Consider the following 21176-nt stretch of genomic DNA (forward strand, 5'->3'; position numbering starts at 1 on the left):
GTGGATGGAGACGTGTTTTGCCACCGTAGCGAGCTTACGACAAGTCTCGTCGCATGACGACGGCGTTCAATTCGGTGCCGCCGGCATCCTTGTAATACCGGTCGCGGCGGCCGACCACGCGAAATCCGGCGCGTTCATACAGCGCGCGGGCGGGGCGATTATTTTCTTCAACTTCGAGGAACACGGTTTTCAGGCCATGCCCGGCGAGATGTCCGAGATGGGTGCGCAAGAGTTCGCGCGAGAATCCGTGGCCGCGATGTTTCTGCGCCACGGCGACAGAGAGGATTTCAGCCTCGTCCGCAGCCGTGCGCGAAACGATGAAGCCGATCGTTGCGCCACCCATCCGCAGCCGGTGCGCCAGCGCGTTGCGTTCGATCAGGATCTGCTCGAACTCCTCGGTGCTCCAGCCGCGATGAAACGCCGCGCGGTGCAGTTGCGACAGCCGTGGCGCGTCGCGCAGGTTTGCAGGCTCGACCGCCGTCTCGGGCCGCTTGAACAGATGCGGGAAGAACCTGCCAAGAAACGAGGTGAGATGCGCCATGATGGTCAACGCATATCCGGCACAACGAAGCCGGGCTTCGGCTTGGCATCGGGCGGCCGGAGATAGAACGGCTTGGCGGGTGCGGAGTCCGGGTCGGTTGCGGCGCCGAGCCAGGCGACCCATGCGATATCCGGGCCGGGCTTCGGATCGACCAGCGCCGGTGCGGGGACATTGGACGGCCAGCGATCAGCGAGGAGACGGGCGGCATTGCCGACCATGCGCAGCGCGCCGAAACGGGCGGCGGCGAATGTATCCTCGATGGGAATAATCGCCGGCCGCATCAGCACGGCGCCATTGCCCGCGACAGCCTGAAAATAAACATGGTCGTGGCGGGCGTCGATGGCGGCCACGATCGGCTGTTCCTGTTGCTCCGCGACCAGCGGCGCGGCATAGACCGACAGCGTGGTGAGGCCGGCCACGGGCTTGCCCGCGGCAAGGCCGATGCCGCGCGCCGCAGAAATGCCGACGCGCAGACCGGTGAAACTGCCGGGGCCGGTGGTCACGGCGATGCGGTCGAGATCGAGATAGCTGCGGCCGGAGGCTTTCATGACGCGCGCGATCAGCGGCATCAGCGCTTCGGCGTGGCCGCGCTTCATCTCCAGCGTTTCCTGCGCGATCATGGTCTGCGCGCCGGCGTCGAGGACGGCGGCTGCGCAGTAATCCAGCGCGGTGTCGATGGCCAGAACGATCATGTGAGTGATCTAGCACCGATGGCGGCACCGGCGGAATGCCCAATGGCTCAGATTCATTCGTATTCGATGCTCAAAAATGAAATGGCCGGGACAAGCCCGGCCATGACGAAGTCTGTCAAACGGCAGTTTGGATGTTGCTTACATCGGCCGGACTTCGACCACGTCCGGAATGAAGTGCTTCAAAAGGTTCTGGATGCCGTGCTTGAGCGTCGCGGTGGACGACGGGCAGCCGGCGCAGGAGCCCTTCATGTCGAGATAGACAATGCCTTCCTTGAAGCCGCGGAAGGTGATGTCGCCGCCATCACCGGCCACGGCCGGGCGAATGCGGGTTTCGAGGAGATCCTTGATCACCGCGACGGTCTCGGTGTCGGCCTCGTCAAAGAACTCTTCGGCATGGGGCGCATCGCCATCGGCCACCTGTCCATCGGCGAGCAGCGGCGCGCCGGACATGTAGTGCTCCATGATGACGCCGAGAATCGCCGGCTTGAGATGCTGCCAGTCGCTGTCGTCCTTGGTGACGGTGACGAAGTCCGAGCCATAGAAGACGCCGGTCACGCCCGGCACCGCGAACAGTCGCTCGGCCAGCGGCGAGCGGGCGGCGCTGTCGCGGTCGGTGAATTCCATGGTGCCGGTGTCGAGCACGCTGCGGCCCGGAATGAACTTCAGGGTGGCGGGATTGGGGGTGGCTTCGGTCTGGATAAACATCTGAAATCTCCGGCGCATCGCCGGTTCAAGGCCGGCGCGAACGGGGTGGGTGAAGGTGTCCTATAGCACAGATGGCGGCTGGAACAGCCCGATCAAGGGCGCATGGCGGGGGTTCCTGCTCGCCGTCCCGGCATTCACCGGGGCGACTCAAGGTCTGTTTCTTACGACAGCGCGTCCAGATCGATGTCACTGAGATTGCCCGGCACCACGGTGATCGGGATCGGGAAGGTCCCGGCGGATTTCGCCAGCATGGTGATGATCGGCCCTGGTCCTTCCGCGCCAGCGCTCGCGGCCAGAACGAGCATCGCGATGTCCACGTCCTTGTCGATGACGTCGAGGATTTGCTCGCCGGGATTGCCTTCGCGGATCACGCGCTCCGGCGTAATCGCCGCGATGCCGTTGGCGCGGCCCGAGGCGCGATCGAGCGCCGCATTGGCGATCTCCTCGGCCTCCTCCCGCATGATGTCCGCGACACCGAGCCATTGCTGGTTGCGGTCTTCGGTCTCGATTACACGCAGCATCACCACGCCGCCGCCGACGCGCACCGCCCAGCGGCTTGCGTAATAGACCGCGCGATCGCCTTCCGCGCTGTCGTCAACCACGACCAGACATTTCGGCTTATGGCCCTGCTCGTAACTTCGCCGCTGATTGCTCATACATGTCCCCCGCGCGTATTCCGCAAAAGTGGGCGCCGGTTTTGCGAACAGAATACGCACAACTTGCTGAACCAGCATCATGCTGCCACGCGCGAGGCCGCGCCGACAAGGCGAGAAGAGACTTGACGGAACTCGATTCGGTTGAGGCGGCGGTAATTAGCGTGTCATTCAAGGTTCGTCATGACCGGGCTTGTTCCGGCCATCCACGCCTTCTTTTGCCGTCAAGACGTGGATGCCCGGGACAAGCCCGGGCATGACGATGAACGCTGAGGCCTACTTCTTGCGGATGAAGCCGACGATGTCCTTCACCGCGTTCATGGTTTCGGCGGCAATGACGCGGGCGCGGTCCGCGCCGTCGGCCAGCACCGCATCCACGTAAGCCGCATCCTGCGTCAGCTTTTTCATCTCGGCGCCGATCGGACCCAGCTTGGCGACCGCAAGGTCGACCAGCGTCGACTTGAAGCCGGAAAACTGTCCGCCGCCGAATTCACGCAGCACATCGCCGCGCGACTGGCCCGACAACGCCGCATAGATGCCGACCAGATTGTCGGCTTCGGGACGGCTCTTGAGGCCATCCTCTTCGCTCGGCAATGGCTCCGGATCGGTCTTTGCCTTGCGGATTTTCTGGGCGATGCCGTCGGCGTCGTCGGTGAGATTAATGCGCGAATAATCGGACGGGTCCGACTTCGACATTTTCTTGGTGCCGTCGCGCAGCGACATCACCCGCGTCGCCGGGCCGGTGATCAGCGGCTCCGGCTGCGGGAAAAACTTCTCCCCGAAGTTGTGTGCGCGGATCGAATCCGAGAAGTCGTTGTTGAATTTCTGCGCAATGTCGCGCGCCAGTTCGAGATGCTGCTTCTGATCCTCGCCGACCGGCACATGGGTCGCGCGGTAGACCAGAATGTCCGCCGCCATCAGGTTCGGATAGGCGTAGAGACCGACGGATGCGTTCTCGCGGTCCTTGCCGGCCTTCTCCTTGAACTGGGTCATGCGGTTCAGCCAGCCGAGGCGGGCGACGCAGTTGAACACCCAGGCAAGTTCAGCGTGTTCGGAGACCTGGCTCTGGTTGAACACGATGTGCTTCTTCGGGTCGATCCCGGCTGCGATGAACGCAGCGGTGACCTCGCGGATGTTGCGGGTGAGTTCAGCCGGGTCCTGCCAGACGGTGATGGCGTGCAGGTCCACAACGCAGTAGATGCAGTTGTGGGTGTTCTGGAGTTTCACGAAGTTGACGATGGCGCCGAGATAGTTGCCGAGGTGCAGATTGCCCGTCGGCTGGACGCCCGAAAAAACCAGTTCTTTTGCAGCCATTGTGATCGTTCCCGCGCTGCCCTTGGGCAGCCGTGTTTTGATGGGCGTCTTTACCTGTGCATGCGCTAGTCGCGCAAGCGCCCATCGCGCAGATTGCTGATCGCTTCGCCCCAGTTGAGCACGCCGAACAGGTCCAGCAGCAGGCCGTAGAATGAGACGCCGGCCGCCACGAGACCGCCGAGAATGGTGATCTGGGCGGCGAAGCCGGCGGTCGCCGCCACCGGCGCCACAAAGGATTCGGCGAGAAAAAGCATCGCGCCCATGATGGCGGCGCAGAGCGCGATCCGCGGCAGCCGCCGCCGCGCGGTGGTGTCGATCGAGAAGCCGAAGGTGGTGCTCCCGCGCCAGGTTAGGATGGCGGCGCAGAACCAGGCGCCGAGCGAGATGCTGGCGGCAACGCCGCTGGCGCCATAGGGGCGGCCAAACAGCAGGCCGCAGATGACAGCGACGGCGACGCCCGAGATCGTCGCCACCAGCGGCGTTTTTGTGTCCTCACGGGCGAAGAAGGCTGGCGCCAGCACCTTGACCAGAACGTGCGCCGGCAGGCCGAGCGCGAGAATGGACAGTGCGCGCGCGGTGGCGGCGGTGTCCGCCGCGGTGAATGCGCCATGCTCGAACAGCACCCGGATGATCGGCTCGCTCAGGAGGATCAGGCCGAGCGCCGCGGGCAGCACGAGGGCGGTGGCGAGTTCTGCGCCGCGCGATTCCGCCTGCATCAGGGCGTCTTGGTCGTTGCTCCGGATGGCGCGGGTGAGTTCAGGGACCAGCACCGTGCCCATCGCTACGCCGACCATGCCGAGCGGCAGTTCGATCAGGCGGTTGGCGAAGTAAAGCCACGAGACCGCCGCGGGCGAACTCGACGCGATGATGGCGCCGCCGACGATCAGGAACTGCGGACCGGCATTGGCGACCATGCCGGGAATGCCCTTGCGCAGGAAGCCGCGGATCTGCGGATCGAACGAAACCCGGATCGGCGTGGCGATGCCGTCGCGCCACGGTCTGCGCTGGATCAGGATCAGCATCTGCAAGCAACCGGCGACACCGACCGCCCCGGCAATAATCGTTGCCGAGAACAGCGGATCGTGACGCCAGATCAGCAATGTGACCAGCACAACGATCATGGTGAGGTTGAACAGCACCGGCGAGAACGCAGTGAGCATGAAACGATGCTCCGCGTTGAGCACGCCCATCATTACAATCGACGGGCCGACGAACGCGAAATAGGGCATCATCAGACGTGCATCGGTAATCGCTAACTGTAATGTCTCCTGGCCCACGAAGCCCGGCGCGAGCAGAGAAATCACCAGCGGCATCAGCGCGGTCAGAAACAGCGCGATCACAATCAGAATGAGGCTGACGGCGCCAAGCGCGCGGCCGGCAAAAGCTGCGGCGGCGGCCGCTCCGTCGATTTCTCGCACGCGCAGATAATGCGGCACCAGTGCCGCGTTCAGCGCGCCCTCGGTGAAAGAGCGGCGCGTGACATTGATGAACTGGAACGCGACCAGAAATGCATCCGCGATGGGACCCGCACCGAGCAGCGCGGCGATCAGGGCGTCGCGCATGAATCCCAGCGTGCGCGAGGCCAGCGTTCCGGTCGAAACGGTCAGGATGTGGCGGATCATCGAACTATTCTGCGGATCACATGCTTGCTGGCGGACATATTGTCGTGATAGGTCGCCGGATCGTTTGGCGGCCTGTTCAAGGCCCTTATTCCACTGTCCTGAAATACCAGCTTTTGCCGGTTTCGCTTATCCTCAACAGGAATATCATTAATGACCGCAGCAACATACGACGTTCTCGGGATCGGCAATGCCATCGTCGACATTCTGGCGAGGACCGAGGACAAGTTCCTGACCGAGCAGGGCATGGCCAAAGGATCCATGGCGTTGATCGACGAGGCGCGGGCGGCTGCGATCTATGACGCCATGGGACCGGCGACGGAGATTTCCGGCGGATCGGCTGCGAATACCATTGCGGGCGTCGCGAACCTCGGTGCGCGCGCGGCCTTTGTCGGCAAGGTGCGTAACGACCAACTCGGCAATGTGTTCAGTCATGACATTCGCGCCGCGAAGGTGGCGTTCGAGACGCAGGCAGCTTCGGACGGCCCCGCCACCGCGCGCTGTTATGTGCTGGTGTCGCCGGACGGCGAGCGCACCATGAACACCTATCTCGGTGCCGCGCAGGATCTGTCGCCCGCCGATATCGACCCGGCGCAGATCGCGGCCTCCTCGATCATTTACCTTGAAGGCTATCTGTGGGACCCGGCCAACGCGAAGGAGGCCTTCCTCAAGGCCTCGAAGATCGCGCATGAGAACAGGCGCAGCGTGGCGCTGACCCTGTCGGATGCCTTCTGCGTCGGCCGCTATCGCGACGAGTTTCTCAATCTCATCCGCGGCAAAACGGTCGATCTGGTCTTCGCCAACGAAGCCGAGCTGACCTCGCTCTATCAGACCGGGGACTTTGACAAGGCGCTGGCGCAGTTGCGCAGCGATGCAACGCTTGCGGTCGTAACCCGCAGCGAAAAGGGCTGCGTTGTGGTGGCGAAGGACAAGGTGACGCCGGTTCCGGCGTCTCCGGTGAAACAGGTGGTGGACACCACCGGCGCGGGCGATCTGTTCGCCGCCGGGTTCCTGTTCGGCGTCGTTCGCGGTTTGAGCCATGAGCAGTGCGGACAGTTCGGGGCGCTTGCCGCCGCCGAGGTGATCCAGCATATCGGCGCGCGGCCCGAGGCTTCGCTCAAGGCGTTGGCGCAGCAGGCCGGCTTGCCGGTCTGATCGTTCACGATTGGGTGACCCGACGTTAACCGCGTTTTTCCTTGAACCGTCCGGTTGCCGCATCCATATGCGAAAAATCGCGCCGTGCGGGAACCAATCGGCCGTGGTGGATGTTGAAGCTGCTCCGAAGGAGCATCTGTCGAAGATGTATATGAGTAACGCGCGATGCGCGGGGGAAGGGTGTCATGATTTCGACCTGGAGCGAGTGGAAGCGTTATCCGAAGGCCGCCCGGGGCGAGACGCTGGAAGCGCCGATCGGTCCCGGAATTTTTGAGGTGAGGCACGCGTCGTCCGGCGCGCTGTTCGCATTTGAGGCCGCGGACAACATCGCCCAAGCGCTGTCGTCGATCACCGCAGGTCCGAAATCCTTCGCCTCATGGTTCGGCAAGCGCGATTCCGTGACGACGCCCGATCTGGAATACCGGACATTTTCAACTTCGACTCGCGAAGAAGCCAAGGTCGCGGCGGAGCGAATGCTCGGGCGCCGTGAGGCGTTCATGAGCCACGTCGCCTGATCGGCATTTGCTGAAAAGTATTTCTATCGGCGCAGCGCGCCGATCATGCGGCTGGCAAAGGCCAGCCGTTCGGCCATCACCGACATGAAATAGGTCAGCAGCTTCTGGCCAAGCTGCGGATTGCTTGCGGTGATCGCGTTGAAGGCGTCGGCGCGCAGCACATAGAGGACGCTATCGGCTTCTGCCTGGATCGTGGCGCTGCGTGGCTGGCGCGCCACAAGTCCCATCTCTCCCACCGTCGTTCTGTTGCCAAGGCTGCGCACCCGCGTTGGCCGCCCGTCGCCTGTGTCGACCGTCACGCCGACGCGCCCGTTGAGAATGAACAGCATGGAGTCGGCGGCTTCGCCGGCGCGGGCGATGATGTCGAACGCCTTGACCTCGATGTGCTCACAATGTCTGGCGAGTTCGGTGGCTTCCTGCTCGCTGCCGAGAATGGCGCTGAACCAGCCATGAAGGTCGTCGTCGTCCTGTTCGCGCGCGCTGTAACGGGCGATGATGTCGTTTTCGCACCATTCCAGCGCATGATCGAGTTCGGGCATCACCAGAATATCGCTGGACAGGAATTCACCCGATCGCAGCATCTTTTCCGTGGCGCGCGGCAGGTTGACGAGGACGAGTTTCACGCCGCCGTCGATCGCCGAGCGTTTGATCTGCGCGAAGCTGTAGGCCGCGGATGAATCAATGCCGGTCACGAGCTTGAAGTCGAAGACGAGATACCTGCATTCCGGGTGGCGCGTGAGCAGCGCCCGGACATGCTGATAAAGCCGGTTGGCGGAGCCGAAGAACAGATAGCTCTGCAGGTTGAGACCGTGGATTTCCCTGCCATGCGCGGTGAGCAGCGCGAGATCGTGCCGTGAACGGTCGAGCGAGCTGCGATACTCCGTTCCATTGAAGCCGAACTTGATAGCGCTGATGCGGGACGCGCTCAGGGCAAACGTTGCGCAGCCGATCACGATGCCGATCAGTACGCCGGCGATGAAGCCCCACTTCACGATGATAAAAATGATCGCCAGCAGCGACAGGTATTCGGTGGTGGAAAGCCGGCGTCGCGATTCGATGATCCAGCGGTTGAGCTGGTCGCTGCCGAGATAGATCAGGAGGCCGCCGAGAATGAATTTCGGCATGTAGCCCAGCAGCGCCGGGTCCGCCACGAGCATCAGCCCGGCAATGACCGCAACGGTCATTCCCGAGACGCGGGTCCTTGCGCCGCCGCCCGCATTGAGCAGGGAGCGGCTGAGGGAAATGCATCCGGCATAGCCGCCGAACAGGCCTGAGAGAATGTTCGCGGTGCCCGCAACGGTCAGCTCACGCTCGAGATTGGCTTCACGTCCGGTCGCGACTTCAAGGCCTGTGGTATTGAACAGCGTGCTGATGGCGGTGACGAAGATCACCGCGATCAGATTGCCGATCAGCCCCGGCGCGGCTTCCCACGGAAAATTCTCGATGTCGCTGAGGTGCCAAGGGGTTGTCAGGCTGGCGCGCGGCGGCGAGCGGAATGTCCAGCCCAGCCCCTGAATCTGCTCAAGCGAAAGGCCCGCGAGCGTGAAGGCGATATGCGCAACCACAATTCCGCCGACCAGAATCGCCGGGAGCGCGAGCGGATTCCGCGAGCGATGCCAGATCAGGTAGATCGCGAGCGCCAGTGCGCCGCCGGCGAGGAGCTGGTAGATGGTCATCGGATCGGCGAGCGACATCAAGGTGTCGAGGCGCACCGGACGATCGGCGATGACGCGCACGCCACCCAAAGCGATCAGAAAGGCGGTCGCGCCGAGAAAGCCGCCGATCACCGGATAGGGAACGTAGCGGATCGCGCGGCCGATCCGGGTGAGACCCATGCTGCACAGGATGACGCCGGTGATGATCGTCGCCATCGACAGCGTCAGCAGCACCGGGCCGAGAAGCTGGGCCGAGGGATTGGCGGCAACGATGTGGTCGATCAGCGAGGCCGCGAGAATGCCGGTCACTGCGGCGGTGGAGGTTTCAGGCGCTCCGACCGCGAACGGGAATGTGCTTCCCAGCGCGATCACCGTGGCGATGATGGCCGTCGCGGTGAACGTCGCCGCGATTCCGTAGGGCAGATATTGCGCCAGCGGGCCGCTGAAGATCAGCACCGAATAGGACAGTCCGAAGGAAATGGTGAGAACCGCAGGCGCGGCGCTGGCGAAAATGTCGGTCAGCCACTGACGCAGTTTCAGGCCTGCATCGGAAACGGGATTGGCGGGAGAGAAGGCCACGCGGGGACATTCCATCAAATGTGCCCGTTCCTCCTAGACGACGGCATCGCGCAGGTAAAAGAGATTTTTATGACAATCACCGGCCGCGCGATCTTCTGCGCGGAATGAGAACGGTTGCGCGGTTCCTCGCCGCTAACCGCTGCCCAGGGAAAAGGCCGCGCGATCGGTCGCGCGGCCTGGCAAGCCGGTGTGGAATCACAAAGGCCGGATCAGCGGCCTTTGAACTTTGCCGGACGCTTTTCGAGGAATGCGCCGACACCTTCCTTGAAATCCTCGCTGCGTCCGGCGATCCGCTGGGAGCTTTGTTCCAGATCGAGCTGTTCCTCGAACGAGTTGTTTTCGCTTTCCCAGTAGAGCTTGCGGATCAGCGACAGCGCCACGGTCGGCCCGTTGGCGAGATCGTGCGCGAGCTTCTTGGTTTCCTCGGCCAACGCTGCATCGTCCACCACGCGATTGACCAGTCCCCATTCCAGCGCCTTCTCGGCGGGGAGCCGTTCACCCAGCAGCGACAGTTCGACGGCGCGGGCCTTGCCGATCAGGCGCGGCAGAATCCATGTCGATCCGCAATCCGGCGCCAGCCCGATGCGACGGAAGGCCTGCAGGAAGTAGGACGAGCGTGCGCAGACGATGATGTCGCCCATCAGCGCGAAGCTCATGCCCGCGCCGGCCGCAGGTCCGTTCACCGAGGTGACGATCGGGCAGTGCAGGTCGCGCAGGCGGCGCAGGAACGGATGAAATGCCGTTTCCAGCGTGGTGCCCGCGCTCTGGCGCTTGCCACTCTGGTTGTTGCGGCCCTGAAGGTTGGCGCCGGTGCAGAACGCCTTGCCCGCGCCGGTGATGACCAGACAGCGAACCTCCGCCCGCTTTTCCTCAAGAGTCTCCATCGCCTCGGACAGGCCCGCGAGCATGTCGACGGAGACCGCGTTCATGACCTCCTGATGATCGAGCACAAGGGTTGCGACCGGGCCGTCGAATTCCAGCCGGCAATGATTGAACTGCATGTCTTCCTCGCTTGATGGATTTGATTGATCGCTCTGTCGGCGACATGCCGCGTGCGTTTTCGCCGCAAACTATTCCGGAAACCGCGTGGGCTGTAAACGCCGCACTCCAGCGGCGAGGCGATGTCGGACCTGCCATGCGTTGCGAACATTTATTTCGCATGGCGAAAGAGCTTCCAAGGCGTTAGGCCGATGTTTGATTTCGTGCGGGCGATTGGCCAATGTCATGGCCAGACAAGACATAACGGGAGTTGAAACGGCATGAGCATTTTCGATCTGAGCGGCCGCGTGGCGGTGGTGACCGGCGGCAATGGCGGTATCGGTCTTGGCATCGCGCAGGCGCTGGTGGATGCCGGCGCCACGGTCTCGATCTGGGGCCGCAACGCGGACAAGAACGCAAAGGCGCTGGCCGCGCTCACCGCGAAGGGCGGCAAGGCTGAAGCGCGGGTCTGCGATGTCACCGATCCGGCTTCGGTGAAGGCCGCGATGAAGGCCACGCTCGATACGTTCGGCCGTGTCGATGGCTGCTTCGCCAATGCCGGCATCGGCGGCCGCCAGTCCTTCATCGACCGCTCGGAAGAAGACTGGCGCAAGATGTTCGCCACCAATCTCGATGGTGTGTTTCATGTCTTCCAGGCCGCCGCGCGGCACATGACCGAACGCGCCGCCGGCGGCGATGCCTTCGGGCGGCTGGTGGCGACCTCGAGCATGGCGTCATTGTTCGGCACCGCACGCAACGAGCACTATGCCGGGACCAAGGCGGCGATCAATGCGCTCGTGCGCGCTCTTGCGGTCGAACTGGCACGTTATGGCGTCACGGCGAATGCGATCCTGCCCGGGTGGATCAAGAGCGACATGACGCAGGGGCTGATGGCCAACGACAAGTTCGTGGACAACGTGATGCCGCGCATTCCGATGCGGCGTTTCGGCGAACCGTCGGACTTCGGCGGCATCGCGGTCTATCTGATGAGCAAAGCGTCGGCCTATCACACCGCCGACATGATCGTGATCGATGGCGGCTATACCGTGTTTTGATCGCGATAAGACCTCATGGTGAGGAGGTGCTTCTTTAGCGCCATCTCGAACCATGAGGCAATGTGGCTGTCATCCTTCGAGACGCGCGCAAGATGCGCGCTCCTCAGGATGAGGAATGCTTATGCTACGGTTCGAGCCGGTTGTTGCGGATTCCGTTCACGATTGGTCGGGGTGGCCGTATTTCTTGCGGAACGCTTCTGCATCGCCGAAATCGGCGAAGCCGATATAGTGCTGGTGGGCCGAGACCGCCTTGCGGGCATGCTTGATCGGGCACCAGTACTGTTCGGTGCGGCCTGCGATCTCGCTGGCATAAGCCATCAACCCGTTGCCATATGAGCAATAGGCGCAGTTGATGGCTTCCAGAATGTTCAGATAGGCGAGGTGATAACGGTCGAAGATGAAATAGTCGCTGCGTTTCACTTTCTCGATCCCGTAGACCGGGAAGCAAATCCACTGATAGATCGTGATGGTGATGTCGAGGATCACGAACGGGACAATCATCGCATAGATCACCGGCGCGGTGATGATGGTCAGCAGGTTCGCATTGAAGATGTATTTGGCTAGCCCCACGCGCAGTTCCCGGTGTGCGCGCAGAATCTCGTCCTCAAAGACGGCGCGGGTGCCTTGCAGTGTGTAGCGCAGCCGGGCCCGGCGGATCGCGAATTCAGCCTCAAGCTCGCCGTTGAGCAGTTTGATCTGCGCAATCAGTCGGTCGATACTCTCGCTCATGAAAAATCTTGCCTGAAAGTGGGAGATAAATCTGCCGGATGAATGTCCGCATCGGCGCCGTCACTCCGGCAGGGGAATGAATTCGTGCTCGTTCGGCACATGGGCGAAACGCCCGGCCTTCCAGTCAGCCTTGGCTTCCTCGATCCGCTCCTTGCTGGAGGAGACAAAATTCCACCAGACATGGCGCGGGCCTTCCAGCGCCGTGCCGCCGAGGAACATCATCCGTGTCGGACGAATGGCCTTGACGGTGATGCGGTCGCCGGGGCGGAAGATCAGCAGCTTCGGGCCTTCGTATTTTTCGTTCGCGATTTCGATCTCGCCATCGACGACATAGATCGCGCGCTCCTCGTGGTCGACGTCGAGCGGCACGCGCATGCCCTCGTCCAGCGCTACCTCGGTATAGAACCATTCCGACACCATCTCGACCGGCGATTTCGCGCCGAACGACGAACCCGCGATGATGCGTGCCCTGAAGCCGGTGTCCTCAACCGTCGGCAGCGTCTCGGCGCCGAAATGCTGAAACGACGGCGCGATCTCTTCCTTGCCGGCAGGCAGTGCAATCCAGCTTTGCAGACCGAGCATCTTCTGGCCATTGGCGCGCTGAACGTCCGGCGTGCGTTCGGAATGGGCGATGCCGCGGCCGGCGGTCATGAGGTTCATCGCGCCGGGCTGGATTTCCTGAATGTTGCCCTCGCTGTCGCGGTGCATGATGCTGCCGTCGAACAGATAGGTGACAGTGGCAAGCCCGATATGCGGATGCGGGCGCACATCCATACCCTTGCCGGCGACGAATTGCACCGGGCCGAAGTGATCGAAGAAGATAAAGGGGCCGACCATCTGCCGCTTGCCATGGGGCAGCGCGCGGCGCACGGCGAAGCCGTCTCCAAGATCGCGGGTGCGGGGCACGATGACAAGGTCGAGCGCGTCGCAGGTCTGCGGATCGCCGAGAATCGGATCGTTCGAGGGCATCCAGCTCATGGCGCGTCTCCCTTCGTTGTTGGGATGTATTACGCGCTCGCCGACGTCTCCGCGAGCGCGCGGACAGGCAGCATCTTACGAACCGCGGATGATGTTGCAACCTGACCCTTTTCGGCAAAGGCCTCGTGATTGGTTTCGATCTTGTCCAGCGCGTAAAGATAATTGACCATCAGTCCATACGACTGCTGCATACCCTTCTCGGAACGGTCACCGAGGAAATTCAACCGTTCGAGCTGGGCGCCGTTGCCGAGATGGAAACGCGCGACAGGATCGAGCGGATGCCCGCGTGAGCCCTTGGCTTCGATGAAATAGTAAGCCGCGAGCGGCAGCATCACGCTCTTGACGCGCTCGGCGGTCTCGGGATCGTCGGCCCAACCCGGCATGTCCAGCGCGTTGAGAGTATCGCGTGCCGATGCGTCAATCAGTGTCGATGCGTCCGACGCCCGTTCGCGCGCAAGCCATGCGGCGAAGCCGGGAACGGGCGAGAGCGTCACGAAGGTCTGCACGTTGGGCAATTCGCGCTTGATCTCTTCCACGACTTGCTTGATCAGGAAATTGCCGAAGGAAATGCCGCCAAGGCCCTTTTGGGTGTTGGAGATCGAATAGAACACCGCGGTGGTCGCTTCGCTCGCCGGGATCGGCGCGCGGCTGAGGTCGAGCACCGGCGCGATCGCCGCCGGGCTGTCCCGCATCAGCGCCACCTCGACGAAGATCAGCGGCTCATCGACCAGTTGCGGATGGAAGAAGCCGTAGCAGCGCCTGTCGCTTGGAGCGAGGCGGCTGCGCAGGTCATCCCAGTTGGTGATGGCATGAACCTGCTCGTAGCGGATGATCTTTTCCAGGATGTTGGCGGGCGTGGTCCAGTCGATCCGTTGCAGCACAAGAAACCCTCTGTTGAACCAGGACGCAAACAGATGCACGAAGTCGTTATCGACATGCTTGAGCGGCGGATGATCCTTGATATGCGCCAGCAGCGCTTCGCGCATCCGCACCAGTGCTGCGGTGCCGCCCGGTGCGAGATTGAGGCGGCGGATCAGTTCCTGCCGGCGCGGCTCGGCGGCCTTCAGGAGTTTTGCGATGGCGTCTGGCGAAGTGCCCTTGTCGCGCACGGCAGCCAGCGCCGCGTTCAACTCGTCCATGTCGGGGCCGAACAGGTCGGCCAGCGCATTGAGAAAGGCGAGTTGATCGGCTTCACTCGCGGCGGAGTAACCCGCAAGCAGCGTATTGGCGAGCGCGACACCGGTGGCTTCGCCACGCCGCGACAGCAGCGTCTCGCCAAGCCCGATCAGCTCGGCCTGCGACATGGCCCGCGCGCCGTTCGACAGGCCGAGCAGGCTGCGCCCCCGCTCGGTCAGCGTGGTGAGAAGATTGCTCAGAGAGGCACGGTCGAGTCCGAGTGTCGCCATCACGTCAGCTTGCTCCTGCGCAGTCCATCACTTCACCGATGATAGACAGCGAATGCGACCGATTCCAGACAGTCCGGTCCCGACTTTCGTTCAGGCAGACCTTCTTTCCGAAGGCCTGATCCGCGGACAGCTTGGCCTCGCTGCGACTCAGAGTCGCGCGAGCGAGGTCACCCGGTCGATGCGGTCGAACTTGTCCAGCGACAGGATGGCGTCGGCGAAGCGGTCGGCGCGGTCCTTGAGCACGGGGCGGGCGAGCTGCAGGAACTTCTGCTGCATCGCGACCGTGTCCGGGAATGACGACGGCTCGCCGGACGGATCGGGGATCAGACGCTCCAGCGTGCCTTCGCCGCTGACAATGGAGACGCGTGCGCCGAACGGATGGCTCTTGCCTTCAAGACGCGCGTCCTGCACCACCTCGATTCGGTCGGCGAGCGCCTCGATGGCCGGATCGCCAAGCCGCTTGTAGTCGTCCCATCCGAACGAACCCTGATCCAGCGCCAGCGCGCCGGTGAAGAACATCGAGAACTGTCCGCCGACGATGCTGCGTGCATGCCGCTTGGTTTCGGCATCGCCGGTCAGGGTGATGCCGTTGCGATGCAGGCCGATCTCGACGCTTTTGATATTTTCCGGCGTGAGATTGTGCTCGCGGCGCATGGCAATCAGCGCATCAATCGCCGCATGGGTGTAGCGGCAACTCGGATATGGCTTCACCCCGATCTTCATGGTCTCGTAGACGCGGCCGAGATCCGCGACGGCCTTGTCGGGATGCGGATTGTCGCTATAGCCGACCAGAAGACCGTGCTTGCCCTCGACGGATTCGGTTGCGCCGATGAATCCCTCGCGCGCCAGCGAGGCGGCGACAACGCCGTTCATGGCAGCCGCGCCGACCTGATAGCGCTTGTTCCACGCGCCGTTCACCAGAAACTGCAGCGAGCCCGCAGCCTGACTGCCGGACACGCCAAAGGCCGCGACGATCTGTTCGGCGGAGAGTCCGTAGAGCTTCGCGGCCGCGGCCGCGGCGCCATAGGTGCCGGCAGTGGCGGTAGGATGGAAGCCCTTGGCATAGTGCGATGTCGGGTCGAGCGCGTTGCCGAGACGGCAGCACACTTCATAACCGGCGACGATGGCGGTCAGCACGTCGCGGCCGCTCGATCCCATGATCTCGCCGACCGCGAAAGCGGCGGGAACGACGGGTGCGCTCGGATGCAGCGAGGAATCCGCATGGGTGTCGTCGAAATCGAGCGAGTGGCCGAGCGCGCCATTCAGCAGAGCCGCGATGGCAGGCGTGTAGGTTTTGGCGTCGCCGCACACGGTGGCTTCGCCCTGGCCGTCGAGGCCGAGGGTCGCCAGCATGCCCAGCAGGGATGGCGTCGATTCCGCTTCGCTGCGCGCGCGCACGGCGCTGCCGAGAAAGTCAAGAGTCAGCGCCTTGGCGCGCTCAAGCACGTCCCCGGGAATGTCCTCATACTTCAGATTTGCGACATAAGCGGCCAGCGTTGCGGTTTCATTCGCCATGGATATTCGTCCGTCCCGGATCGTCTTGTTGCTTTGCGCGCGCAGCTTATGGGGCGTGGCAGCAAAGCGCCAGATGCGATCGGGGCGGGCAGCCATTCCGAATGGCCGGGGCCGGGTCCGGTCAGGTTCTTGATTTGCGGATATAGGGCCAGAGCGCAAAGATGGCGACGATGAGGGTGGCGATGACAGTCGCGACCAGCGTTTGCGCAATGTCGAAGTTCTGGCTGTCACGCGCGACAAACAGCGCAGTGATTGGAGCCGCCAGGATCAGCAGCAGCCGCACGAATAAGGACATGACCGGACTCCCTGTGCTGCCTCTTGCAAGCATCGGACGTCCGATATCGCATTCGGCACGGCGCGCCCTTGATCCGGATCAAGCCGTGACAACGTGTCCCGGCGCGACGCGACCGGGCTTGGATATCGGTCAGATGTTCCGCAGCATGGCGGGGACGATCAGCCGGTGAAACGGCATGATGATCGTCAGATAAATCCGCCCCAGCAGGTTGTTGGTCTTCACCAGCGTGGTTGCGGACACCTCCTGGCCGGGCACGTCGCCACTGACATCGACGACAATGCGGAAGTCGAGATGCCTGTCGTCGAAACCCGCCACCAGCCGCTGCGGCGTTTCACTGATCACGGGAAACGGGCCGATGGACTCTCTGGTGAGGGCTTTCCGGTGTGTGGGACGCTTGAGGCCGAACGGCGTCACCATGATGTTGCGCAGCTTCATCAGCGCGCTGATCCAGCCGCGCTGGCGCAGGAACATCCTCTCCGCCGCCTGACGCGCATTGATCGCATCATCCACAGTAATGCGGAAACAATCGCCGAACTGCGCGCCGGGCAGCAGCGCCTTCATGCTGCTGTCAGGTTCAAAGTCATGGATAGCGATCGCATGGGAGGTCATGGGGCAACCTTGAGCCGGTGGGTCAGGCCGCGAAACCGCAGCACCAGCAGGATGGCATAAAGGCCGGTGCCGATCGACAGGCCGATCCAGACCCCGACTCCGCCGAAATTCAACTGGAACGCGAACGCGCAGGCTGACGTGAAGCCGATGGCCCAGTAGCTGACGGCGGCCAGCAGCAGCGGGATGCGCGTATCGCTCAGGCCGCGCAGCGCGCCGGCGGCCACGGTCTGGATGCCGTCTGCGACAAAGAAGGTCGCGCCGACCAGCATCAGCGTTGCGGCGAGTTCGACGGCGGCGAGTCCCTGCGGACCGTCGCCGAAGAAAAACCGCGCCAGATCGAACCGCACCACGATGACCGCGAGTGTCATTACGCTCATGAAGGCGATGCCAAGAATGATGGCGACGAAACCGGCGCGCCGGATCGCGGAGCGTTCGCCGCGCCCGAAGGCCTGCCCGACCCGCACGGTGGCGGCCATGCCGATGCCGAACGGCACCATGAACAGGATCGCCGCGATCTGCAGCGCGATCTGATGCGCCGCGAGCGCTGTGGTGCTGATCAGGCCCATCAGAAGGCCAGCGGCGGAGAACAGTCCGTATTCCAGCAGGAACGACATCGCGATCGGCGCGCCGATCACCACAAGCTGCTTCATCAGCGGCCAGTCGATCCGCCAGAAATGGCCCAGCACATGAAATTTCCTGAACGGCCGCTGGCACCAGGTGAACCACAACGCAGCGGCGCACATGGCGAAATTCACCGTGGTTGTGGCAACGCCGGCGCCGAGCAGTTCGAGCTTCGGCAGGCCCCAATGGCCGTGAATCAGCGCGTAGCCGAGCAGGCCGTTGGCCGGGATCGCGGCAAGCGTGATCCAGAGGCCGGGTTCGGGACGATTGACCGCGCCCATGAAATTACGGATGGCCATGAAGCACAGCGCGGGCGCCATGCCGGGTGCGAGGCCGAGCAGGTAGCGCTGCGCGAGACGCGCGTTCTCCGGCGATTGGCCGAGTATCAGCAGGATCTGTTCCCCGAACAGCGGCAACAGCATCATCGGAATGCACAGCAGCAACGCGGCCCACAGACCGACGCGCAATGCACGGCGGACGATGCGCGGCTGGCGCGCGCCCAGCGCCTGCGCAGCGAGTGGCGCGACCGCCGACACCAGCCCCATGCCGATCACGAAGGCGACGAAGAACACCGTATGCGCCAGCGACGCCGCGGCGACGGCCCGGTCGCCGAGCCGCCCGATCAGCGCAAGATCGGTGGTCATCATGGCGATTTGCCCCAGTTGCGTCAGCGCGATGGGTAAGGCGAGCCTGATGGTTTCGATGAATTCGGCCGCCACCGGGCCGCGGCCGGCGCTCGTCATGCCGGTTTGGACCGGTTCTGCCTTGTCGAGGGTTGTCATGATGCAGCCATAGCATAGCCGCCGGCCAAATGATGGCCGGTGCTGCATGGCGTGTGGATTCATCGCGCGCCGACGCTGGCGTCCCGATGGGCCTTAGCGGGAGAGGGTCATGTCTCGGGTTTAGGTGCCGCTGGCTGGCTTTTACCGCCAATCTCCCGGAACAGGTTTTCCAGACGATCAAGGTCGCGCAGGTGCAGGTCGCGCTGGGCAAACGGAATCTCGATGCCTTCAGCCCTGAACCGTTTCAGGATGTCGAGCCGGACATCGTTGGCGACACCGGCGTCCACACCGATATTCCCGACATGAAAGAACACGGTGAACTCCAGTGCATCGGCGCCGAAATTGCCGAGGATCGCGAACGGCTCGGGGGTTTTCAGCGCCCGCGGATGGTTCGCGACGATATCCAGCAGGATCGCAATCACCTTGTCGGGATCGGCGTCGTAGGACGTGCCCACCATGACGGAAAGACGCGCCGTGAAGCTGCCGTGCATCCAGTTCACGACCTGGCCGCTGATCAATTCCGCGTTGGGAACGATGACGGAGAGATTGTCGTAGGTGACGATCTCGGTGGAGCGGACGTTGATGCGTTTGACGACGCCCATGCGCGTTCCCACCTCGATGCGGTCGCCGACCTTGATCGGCCGCTCCACCAGGAGGATCAGACCCGACACGAAGTTGTTGATGATGGACTGCAGGCCAAAGCCGATACCGACGGAGAGCGCGCCGGCGACGATCGCGACGTTCTGCAGGTTCAGTCCGACATATGACAGCGCAACGATAACCGCCAGAATGATTCCGAGATAGCCGATGCCGGTGCGGATCGAGGCGCGTACGCCGAGATCGAGATTTGTCTCGGGCAGAAACCGCGCTTCCAGCCATCGCTGCAGCATGCGCGTCGCGAGCATTCCGATGACCAGCACGACGAACGCGCCGAGAATGGCCGACGGCGAGATCGTGAACTTGCCGACCGAGAAGCTGAAGAAGGCGGAGGACATTGATCCGAGAATGTCGTCGGAATGAATGCCCCAGGTCGCAAGCAGCAGAAAAGCCGAAATGCCGACCAGCGCGAGCTGGACGAAGCCGAACAGCAGCGCCGCGATCTGGCGCACCGTCGCGCTGGAGAGGCCGGTCGTGTGCCGCAGGATGCGGCCAATCCGGCCATGGAACGCGAAGGCGGATGCGATGGCCGCGTCGGAGAAGCGGCTGAGGAGCGTGGCGGACATCAGAACGACGACGACCACCAGCATTTCACCCGATGCAAAGCGGCCAAATGCGACGTAGCCGCCGAGCGGCGCGATCAGCGCGGCGGCCGCCACGATCCAGCCGACGGGAATGAGAAGGCGCCACGCCGAACGCTCTGCCTGGGCGGCGCTCTCGGTTTCATCGTCGCTGTTTCCGGCGCCGGCCACGATGCGCAGCGCAATCATGAACAGGAAGGCAATCGCGACAGCAATCACGCCCTGACTGGCGGACGACAGTTCGTCGGGTGCGCCGATCGCGATATTCGTGGCATCAAGCACCAGTCCGGCCGTCACCACGATTCCGATTGAAGCGGCGATTGTCACGAGACCGTCGACCGCGCCATCCTCAAGTCCGATCAGCCGCCAGGACGGCCGCTCCGGCGCCAGCACGGCCTGTGTGAGGTGGGTAAAAAATAAGGCGAAGGTGATTCCGATAAACAGCGCCCGGACGATTGCGCTGATGTCGGACGGCAGAAGGCCGAGCGCCATCAGCGCCTGATACAGCACCAGCAGCGCAATGCCCGGTATCGCGCCTCCGGTTACGGTGATCGCGATGGCAGAGCCGGTCTTGTTCAGGGGGCCGGGATACGCAACCGCGGGATCGCGCGTCGTCCAGCGCGCCAGCCAGCGCCGCCCGGGGGTGAGGAAAAATCCAAGCACCACGATCAAAGCAAGCAGAAATCCTGACGCTGCGCGAAGCGGTTGCGACGCGAGCAGATTGCCCCAGTCACCCACCAGACTGAACAGGCGTTTGGCCGAGGCGGGGACGCTGGCGGCAACGGTCACCCAGAACGACGGATTGATCAGGCTTTCGGACCGTTCGAGCACGGTGTCGGCGAACATCGTCCGGCGATGCTCCGAGATGCGGTCGAGGATTTGCTGGGCCCGGACATTCATCAGCTTGGCTTGCTGGATGACGCTTTGCCGGGCGGCGATCTCGGCCTGCAGTTTGGCGCGTTCGAGCTTGATAGCGTCGGATTGCGGTGTCGGATCCTTCGGGTCCGGCGCGAGCTCCGCCGCGCGCGCGGTCGCGCCCTCGAGCCTCGGCGTGAAGGCCGCGATGAGGTCGCGCGCGGCGCCCTGCGCGGCGGTCGCCTGATCCCGCAGATAGCTCAGTGTCGTATCGGCGATCGAGCGGTTGCGCAGGGCGGTTTCCGCGCGATCGAGCGTTTCCTTCCATGCGTCGAGTTTCGACTGCGCGCCGGGGAACTGCGGCGCGGGCACCTTCGGCAGCGCATCGCCGGGGGCGGCCGCTGGCGGCGTGGCGGCTGGCGGAGTGGCTGCCGGTGTCGCGGCGGGTTTTTGCTCAGGCGCGGACGGGCTTGCCACATCCTCCGCATGTGCGACCGTGACGGCATTCAGCGGCGGGTAGGGGAGTACGGCAAGCGCGACAAGAACCGCTAAGGCGCGAAAAGTCATCATCAAGAAAATGGCCCGTCAACGTGATCGGTGGATGACGTCCAGTATACCCGGAATCAGGCAATCGTCTGTTCGGAGCCGCGAAAATGCAGGGCGCGTGCGGACGGTCAATCGCGCGGG

General features: G+C 63.3%; 19 protein-coding genes. 3 read left to right on the top strand and 16 right to left on the bottom strand.

Annotation, left to right across the window (positions count from 1 at the left end):
* Positions 1–34 precede the first annotated feature (34 nt).
* The 6 genes from rimI to murJ form a co-directional block, all read right to left on the bottom strand.
* On the bottom strand, positions 35–541 hold the full coding sequence (rimI, locus tag HMPREF9696_RS16110; RefSeq protein WP_002714101.1) for a ribosomal protein S18-alanine N-acetyltransferase: 507 nt from the start codon (positions 539–541) through the stop codon (positions 35–37).
* 5 nt (positions 542–546) lie between these two features.
* Positions 547–1233, bottom strand: coding sequence for a tRNA (adenosine(37)-N6)-threonylcarbamoyltransferase complex dimerization subunit type 1 TsaB (gene tsaB, locus HMPREF9696_RS16115; RefSeq protein WP_002714102.1), 687 nt, complete (start codon positions 1231–1233; stop codon positions 547–549).
* Between the two features lie 138 nt (positions 1234–1371).
* Positions 1372–1938 (bottom strand): NifU family protein, encoded by a 567-nt coding sequence (locus tag HMPREF9696_RS16120; protein WP_002714103.1) that lies wholly within the window; start codon positions 1936–1938, stop codon positions 1372–1374.
* Between the two features lie 161 nt (positions 1939–2099).
* On the bottom strand, positions 2100–2594 hold the full coding sequence (locus HMPREF9696_RS16125; RefSeq protein WP_002714104.1) for a universal stress protein: 495 nt from the start codon (positions 2592–2594) through the stop codon (positions 2100–2102).
* Positions 2595–2867: 273 nt separating this feature from the next.
* Positions 2868–3905 carry a tryptophan--tRNA ligase gene (gene trpS / locus HMPREF9696_RS16130; RefSeq protein WP_002714105.1) on the bottom strand — a complete coding sequence of 346 codons (1038 nt, stop codon included), beginning with the start codon at positions 3903–3905 and terminating at the stop codon, positions 2868–2870.
* A gap of 65 nt (positions 3906–3970) precedes the next feature.
* Positions 3971–5527: a murein biosynthesis integral membrane protein MurJ gene (gene murJ / locus HMPREF9696_RS16135; RefSeq protein ID WP_002714106.1), complete on the bottom strand. Its 1557-nt coding sequence runs from the start codon at positions 5525–5527 to the stop codon at positions 3971–3973.
* Between the two features lie 150 nt (positions 5528–5677).
* Here murJ and HMPREF9696_RS16140 point away from each other — a divergent pair, with 150 nt between their 5' ends.
* Together HMPREF9696_RS16140 and HMPREF9696_RS16145 are read left to right on the top strand one after the other, a co-directional pair.
* On the top strand, positions 5678–6679 hold the full coding sequence (locus HMPREF9696_RS16140) for an adenosine kinase (RefSeq protein WP_002714107.1): 1002 nt from the start codon (positions 5678–5680) through the stop codon (positions 6677–6679).
* Between the two features lie 185 nt (positions 6680–6864).
* Positions 6865–7194 carry a hypothetical protein gene (locus HMPREF9696_RS16145; protein WP_002714108.1) on the top strand — a complete coding sequence of 110 codons (330 nt, stop codon included), beginning with the start codon at positions 6865–6867 and terminating at the stop codon, positions 7192–7194.
* Positions 7195–7217: 23 nt separating this feature from the next.
* On the opposite strand, the gene HMPREF9696_RS16150 is transcribed toward HMPREF9696_RS16145, so the two are convergent.
* Together HMPREF9696_RS16150 and HMPREF9696_RS16155 are read right to left on the bottom strand one after the other, a co-directional pair.
* Positions 7218–9443: an SLC26A/SulP transporter family protein gene (locus HMPREF9696_RS16150; RefSeq protein ID WP_002714109.1), complete on the bottom strand. Its 2226-nt coding sequence runs from the start codon at positions 9441–9443 to the stop codon at positions 7218–7220.
* Positions 9444–9637: 194 nt separating this feature from the next.
* Positions 9638–10429: an enoyl-CoA hydratase/isomerase gene (locus HMPREF9696_RS16155; RefSeq protein WP_002714110.1), complete on the bottom strand. Its 792-nt coding sequence runs from the start codon at positions 10427–10429 to the stop codon at positions 9638–9640.
* Positions 10430–10687: 258 nt separating this feature from the next.
* Here HMPREF9696_RS16155 and HMPREF9696_RS16160 point away from each other — a divergent pair, with 258 nt between their 5' ends.
* On the top strand, positions 10688–11461 hold the full coding sequence (locus HMPREF9696_RS16160; protein WP_002714111.1) for an SDR family NAD(P)-dependent oxidoreductase: 774 nt from the start codon (positions 10688–10690) through the stop codon (positions 11459–11461).
* A 156-nt stretch (positions 11462–11617) separates the two neighbouring features.
* Here HMPREF9696_RS16160 and HMPREF9696_RS16165 read toward each other — a convergent pair whose 3' ends face one another.
* From HMPREF9696_RS16165 to HMPREF9696_RS16195, 8 genes are all read right to left on the bottom strand, one after another.
* Positions 11618–12190, bottom strand: coding sequence for a hypothetical protein (locus HMPREF9696_RS16165; protein WP_002714112.1), 573 nt, complete (start codon positions 12188–12190; stop codon positions 11618–11620).
* 60 nt (positions 12191–12250) lie between these two features.
* On the bottom strand, positions 12251–13168 hold the full coding sequence (locus tag HMPREF9696_RS16170; protein ID WP_002714113.1) for a pirin family protein: 918 nt from the start codon (positions 13166–13168) through the stop codon (positions 12251–12253).
* Positions 13169–13197: 29 nt separating this feature from the next.
* Positions 13198–14574: a malonyl-CoA decarboxylase gene (locus HMPREF9696_RS16175; protein ID WP_002714114.1), complete on the bottom strand. Its 1377-nt coding sequence runs from the start codon at positions 14572–14574 to the stop codon at positions 13198–13200.
* A gap of 147 nt (positions 14575–14721) precedes the next feature.
* Positions 14722–16089 carry an MmgE/PrpD family protein gene (locus tag HMPREF9696_RS16180; protein ID WP_002714115.1) on the bottom strand — a complete coding sequence of 456 codons (1368 nt, stop codon included), beginning with the start codon at positions 16087–16089 and terminating at the stop codon, positions 14722–14724.
* A gap of 121 nt (positions 16090–16210) precedes the next feature.
* A complete protein-coding gene (locus HMPREF9696_RS21845) occupies positions 16211–16384 on the bottom strand; it encodes a hypothetical protein (RefSeq protein WP_002714116.1) in 174 nt (57 codons plus the stop codon).
* 129 nt (positions 16385–16513) lie between these two features.
* On the bottom strand, positions 16514–16993 hold the full coding sequence (locus tag HMPREF9696_RS16185) for a DUF2867 domain-containing protein (protein WP_002714117.1): 480 nt from the start codon (positions 16991–16993) through the stop codon (positions 16514–16516).
* Positions 16990–18396: an MATE family efflux transporter gene (locus HMPREF9696_RS16190; RefSeq protein WP_002714118.1), complete on the bottom strand. Its 1407-nt coding sequence runs from the start codon at positions 18394–18396 to the stop codon at positions 16990–16992. The genes HMPREF9696_RS16185 and HMPREF9696_RS16190 overlap by 4 nt, the downstream gene beginning before the upstream one ends.
* Positions 18397–18503: 107 nt before the next feature.
* A complete protein-coding gene (locus HMPREF9696_RS16195) occupies positions 18504–21059 on the bottom strand; it encodes a DUF3772 domain-containing protein (protein ID WP_002714119.1) in 2556 nt (851 codons plus the stop codon).
* Positions 21060–21176: the final 117 nt, after the last annotated feature.

Origin of the sequence: Afipia clevelandensis ATCC 49720 (genome assembly GCF_000336555.1) — a bacterium.
Classification (GTDB): Bacteria; Pseudomonadota; Alphaproteobacteria; order Rhizobiales; family Xanthobacteraceae; genus Afipia; species Afipia clevelandensis.